The sequence below is a fragment of the Streptomyces beijiangensis genome (assembly GCF_017315755.1).
Classification (GTDB): domain Bacteria; phylum Actinomycetota; class Actinomycetes; order Streptomycetales; family Streptomycetaceae; genus Streptomyces; species Streptomyces beijiangensis.
The window spans coordinates 1-349 of the sequence record NZ_JAFLRJ010001304.1 but is presented as its reverse complement, the minus strand read 5'-3'; the positions used below and the strand labels follow the sequence as shown (position 1 = coordinate 349).

Below are 349 nucleotides of genomic sequence, written 5' to 3'. Positions count from 1 at the left end.
TTTCTACAGAGCGGAAAACGGTTGAATTCGAAAAACTTTTAAAAGGAAAAGCAGCAGGCAGGGCTCTGGAAGCAGCGGCTGAAACAGGGCTTTACAAGGAGCTTCCGGGGCTGGACGGCAAAAAGGAGCGCGTTCTGGCTGCCCGAGCTTTTCCTTTTTATCAACTTCAAAAAAGTGCCGATATATGGGCGGCTTTCATTCACATGATATCGATCAATCCCGCTGAAGCGCACCGGTTTTTAAAAGGGTGGAAGCTTCCGGGGAAAGTCATCAGACAGGCGCTCCATACGGCTGAACGGATCGATCAAAAATGGGATGCCGTCTCGATGTATGAGGCGGGGGAAGAGAC

The 349-nt window shown here is 50.4% G+C and carries 1 protein-coding gene; it reads left to right on the top strand.

What is annotated here, in order from left to right; genetic code table 11:
- Positions 1-349 (top strand): tRNA nucleotidyltransferase/poly(A) polymerase-related protein (locus J0695_RS46435; RefSeq protein ID WP_206970003.1); only part of this gene is annotated, 349 nt, incomplete at both ends.